Below are 3,740 nucleotides of genomic sequence, written 5' to 3' on the forward strand. Positions count from 1 at the left end.
CGAACTCGGCCGTGAAAACCCCCAGCGCCCATGGTACTGTGCCTCAAGGCACGGGAGAGTCGGTCGCCGCCAGGTCGTCCAATCCACTCTGGTCCCCTCTCCCCATCCAACGCGGGGTGGAGCAGCCCGGTAGCTCGTCAGGCTCATAACCTGAAGGCCGCAGGTTCAAATCCTGCCCCCGCAACCACTTTCACCGAACTCGCGAACAAAGCCGGATCAACGCTCGGCACTCGGCCGCGCGACGACCGTGCCGGATTGCCCGCGTCGGTCATCCCGAGGCGCAGCATCGACACGATCGCGCCGCTGATCTCGACCTCGAGACCGCGGCCGTTCTGTGCCGGATGCAGATCCACGCGCTCGATCAGGCCACGGACAACCTCCAGCGCCTCCGGCCCGTTCGGATCCCGCCGCAGCGCTTCCTGCAGGTCAGCCACCCGCTCACGATAGACCTCTGCCAGATTGGGATGCAGGGACGGTGCCGGTGAGGCCGGCGTCTCGAGCGCCGCGCTCAGCGCCGCGCGGCGCCCCTCCAGGTCGTTCAACTGCTGCTGCAGGCCCGGTGCCCGAAAGCCGTCCGCCAGCGCGTCGATCAGGCCGTTGAGCTTACGCTCGACCTGCGCCAGCTCGCGTTCCTGCTGCGCGCGGGCGCCGTTGCGTTCGGCGGCCATGCGGTTCCACTCCGCGGTGAACCCGTCGACAAAGTCCGCCACCAGCGCCGGATCCATCATCTGAGTTCGCAGCGCGTCCAGGATCAGCGTCTCCAGGTGCTGACGCCGGATCCCGGCCTTGTTCGCGCACGTGCCCTGCCGCCGTGCGGCGCTGCAGGCAAGGTAGTCACGGCCGATATTGGTGAACACGCCGCCGCAGCAGCCGCAGAACGTCTTGTCGGTGAGCAGATGCTTCGCCCGGCGGGCTTCCCAGTAGCGCGGCCGGTCCGGTTCATTGGCGCCCGAGGCTTCGCGGATATCGGCAAGCCGCGCCTGAACCTGGTCCCACAGCGCCTGGTCGACAATCCGCAACGCGGGCACGTCCTCGATGATCCAGAGCTCCGGCGGGTTCATCTGCGAAACGCGCTTGCCGGTGTCCGGATCCTTCATGAAACGCATTCGGTTCCACACCAGCCGCCCGATGTAGAGCTCGTTGCGCAGTATGCCGGTGCCCCGGATGGCGTGGCCGCGGATCGTTGTATCGCGCCAGGCGCCCTCCGGACCCGGCACATGCTCAGCGTTCAGGGCCTTGGCGATCGCGATCGGGCTGTGCCCGGCGGCGAACAGCGCGAAGGTGCGCCTGACGATCGCCGCCTCCGCCTCATTGATGCGCCGGTCACCGCGGATCGGGTTCCCCTGGGCGTCGAACTGGCGGACCACGTCATAGCCGTAGGCACGCCCGCCGGCGGACTTGCCGACCTCCACCCGCCCCCGCAGGCCGCGGCGGGTCTTGTCCGCCAGGTCGTCGAGGGCGATGGCGTTCATCGTGCCCTTGAAGCCGATATGCAGCGGCGTGATCTCGCCCTCGGCGAGCGTCACCAGGCGAACGCCCAGGAACTTCAGCCGCTTGTACAGCCCGGCGATGTCCTCCTGGTCGCGCGACAGGCGGTCAAGCGCTTCCGTCAGGACCACGCGGATCGTTCCGGAGCGGACCGTCGCCAACATCGCCTGATAGCCGGACCGGCCACTGATGGCGCCGGTGATGGCGTAGTCCGCGAACGTCTGCACGACGTCCCAGCCTTCCGCCGCCGCCCGCTCCCGGCAGAGCCGGAGCTGGTCCTCGATCGAGGCGGGGCTCTGCAGGTCGCTGCTGAACCGGGCGTAGATCAGGGCCCTCAGCGCGACGCTGCCGTCCACAGGGCTCGGCGCAACGGGCGATGGCATGGTGGGCTTTCTGGTCCTCATGGTGGTCAGAACCGTCCGGATGCGTGGTTCAACAGAAGAAGCAGGCCGATAAGCAGAGCCACCACGAAGAGCAGGACCAGCGGCACGCGCATGATCGTGTAGCCACGGAACCGCTGGCGCGCCGCCTGCCGACCGAGCATCCGCGCCAGTTGCCGTAGCGCCTCTGGCGGGGCGTCAGCCGCCTCGGCCTGTGTGCGTTCAACGTTCTGGGCTGACGCGCTGGCTTGGCCGACTGCATTCGTGGCGGCGGTCGGCGCTTCCATGGCCGTCCGGCGAAGAGGCGACAAGCGTAGCGCGCGATTGTGAGTCATGGTGGCCTCAATGGCGTCGGATCGAAGCGTAGTATCGTATCGTATCCGATCATATTCCGAGCATCAACCAGAAAGCCCGCCTCTGTGTGGTCACCTCTGGTACCTGCGGAAATATCATCCCGAATGAAACCGATCGGGTGGGTTGGTGCGAGTCATCCTGCCCTTGGCAGCCCCGCCGCAACCCGGCTACTATGTGATAGATCATAGGCGATTCCTGGGGCAGATGAGCCTGCAGCCCGGCTCTACGAACGTTGCTGTGGAAAGCCGCGCATCCTCTGCCGAAGGGACTGAAGGTGTTACGCAGTTCAACAATCGAACTGGAACGGGACCGACGATTCGATTAGCTACGGTGACCACCGGCCGCCGGGCAAGCTTCCCCGAGCCTCGTCAGCGAGGGAAAGCTGCCTTGGTGCTTTGGGCCGGCACAGAGCTACCTAACGGGCGCCGCCCGCCCACTGCGCGGCCTCGTTCCACTCGGCACGAGCGTTCATGCGACCGAGCCTCAAAACCTTCTGAAAGTCGACGTCATTGGCCATGCACCACAGGAGCATGTCAGACAGGAGGTCGGTCATGACCTCGTTCGGGTCGTTGCCTGACGACGCCTCATAGAGTTCGGCAACCTGGTCAATCCGGGCGATGTGGTCTGCGACGGTGGGCATGGTCTGTATCCTCTGGAATAGGGGTTTGATCCAGTGTGTGGCATCGCGCGTAGCATGTCATCTATTTCGTTAAAGAAAATTGTTGACGGGAGGTCATAGGGAATCCCGTTCGTTTCAATCGTTGCTTCAGCGGTTGACGACCTTCCTCGAAGAGCTGGCTCTCTTCGCGGAAGCGGGCGGCGACGGACCTCGCCGGATCAGAGCGATAGCCGCACCATCCCGGAGAAATCCGGCAAAGTGTTGCGCGTCCTGGAATCAGTGTTACCCGGATCCACAAGCCTGCGAGGAAGCGTGCCTTGCATGATGCGGAATTCTTGTTACTTGAGACCGGTGTAACGGGGGGAGCAGCCAAACCTTCGCGATTCAGGCGGGAGGGCCGCAGACCACGCACAACCGCCGTTCCCGGCCTCCGCAACCAGCGATAGGCCATCAGGCGATGTTGCTTGCTGCACGGTAGCAGAGCCGCTGACGGCGAGGGTGCAATTATGGATCACACCACTGCGCGGATTCGGAAGGCTACCGCAGCCTGGGCGCCCGGCTGCGCCGATCGAAAGGCTGGACGGGAAAGCACCGGAACCACGGCCCCCTCCTGACGGGCGGCCTCATCAATGTCAAGCCCAACTTCCGCAGTTAGCGCCTGATGCTGCTTGAACCCGCCTTATTCGTCCCCTCGGGCATTCATTGCACAATCCGCTGCATTTGGCGGGTGATCGAAGAACTTGGTGCCTATCAGCGGGCATTTTGCCAGTCGGGAGCGTTCCGGAGCTGCTGATTTGGCCACATTGTTCCGCCTGCGCCCGCGGAAAATCCAGTTCCGTACAAGCGGCGCCGCCGCCGTGGCAACCGAGGCGGGGACCGAGCAGCCTGATGGGAGGTAG

The 3,740-nt window shown here is 65.0% G+C and carries 2 protein-coding genes and 1 tRNA gene; 1 reads left to right on the plus strand and 2 read right to left on the minus strand.

Annotated features, from left to right (window positions below):
- Positions 1-110: 110 nt before the first annotated feature.
- Positions 111-187 (plus strand) — tRNA-Met (locus CCS01_RS15505).
- Here the strand turns inward: CCS01_RS15505 and CCS01_RS15510 are convergent.
- A complete protein-coding gene (locus tag CCS01_RS15510; protein ID WP_338049985.1) occupies positions 144-1,892 on the minus strand; it encodes a recombinase family protein in 1,749 nt (582 codons plus the stop codon). The two genes, CCS01_RS15505 and CCS01_RS15510, sit on opposite strands and share 44 nt — an antisense overlap.
- A 745-nt stretch (positions 1,893-2,637) precedes the next feature.
- Positions 2,638-2,862 (minus strand): hypothetical protein, encoded by a 225-nt coding sequence (locus CCS01_RS15520; RefSeq protein ID WP_104519706.1) that lies wholly within the window; start codon positions 2,860-2,862, stop codon positions 2,638-2,640.
- Between the last annotated feature and the right edge of the window lie 878 nt (positions 2,863-3,740).

Source organism: Rhodopila globiformis, assembly GCF_002937115.1.
Classification (GTDB): Bacteria; Pseudomonadota; Alphaproteobacteria; order Acetobacterales; family Acetobacteraceae; genus Rhodopila; species Rhodopila globiformis.

Excerpts from the sequence above, each read along its gene's own strand:
- CCS01_RS15510 (WP_338049985.1), bottom strand. The coding sequence starts at position 1,892 with ATGAGGACCAGAAAGCCCACCATGCCATCGCCCGTTGCGCCGAGCCCT.
- CCS01_RS15520 (WP_104519706.1), bottom strand. The coding sequence starts at position 2,862 with ATGCCCACCGTCGCAGACCACATCGCCCGGATTGACCAGGTTGCCGAA.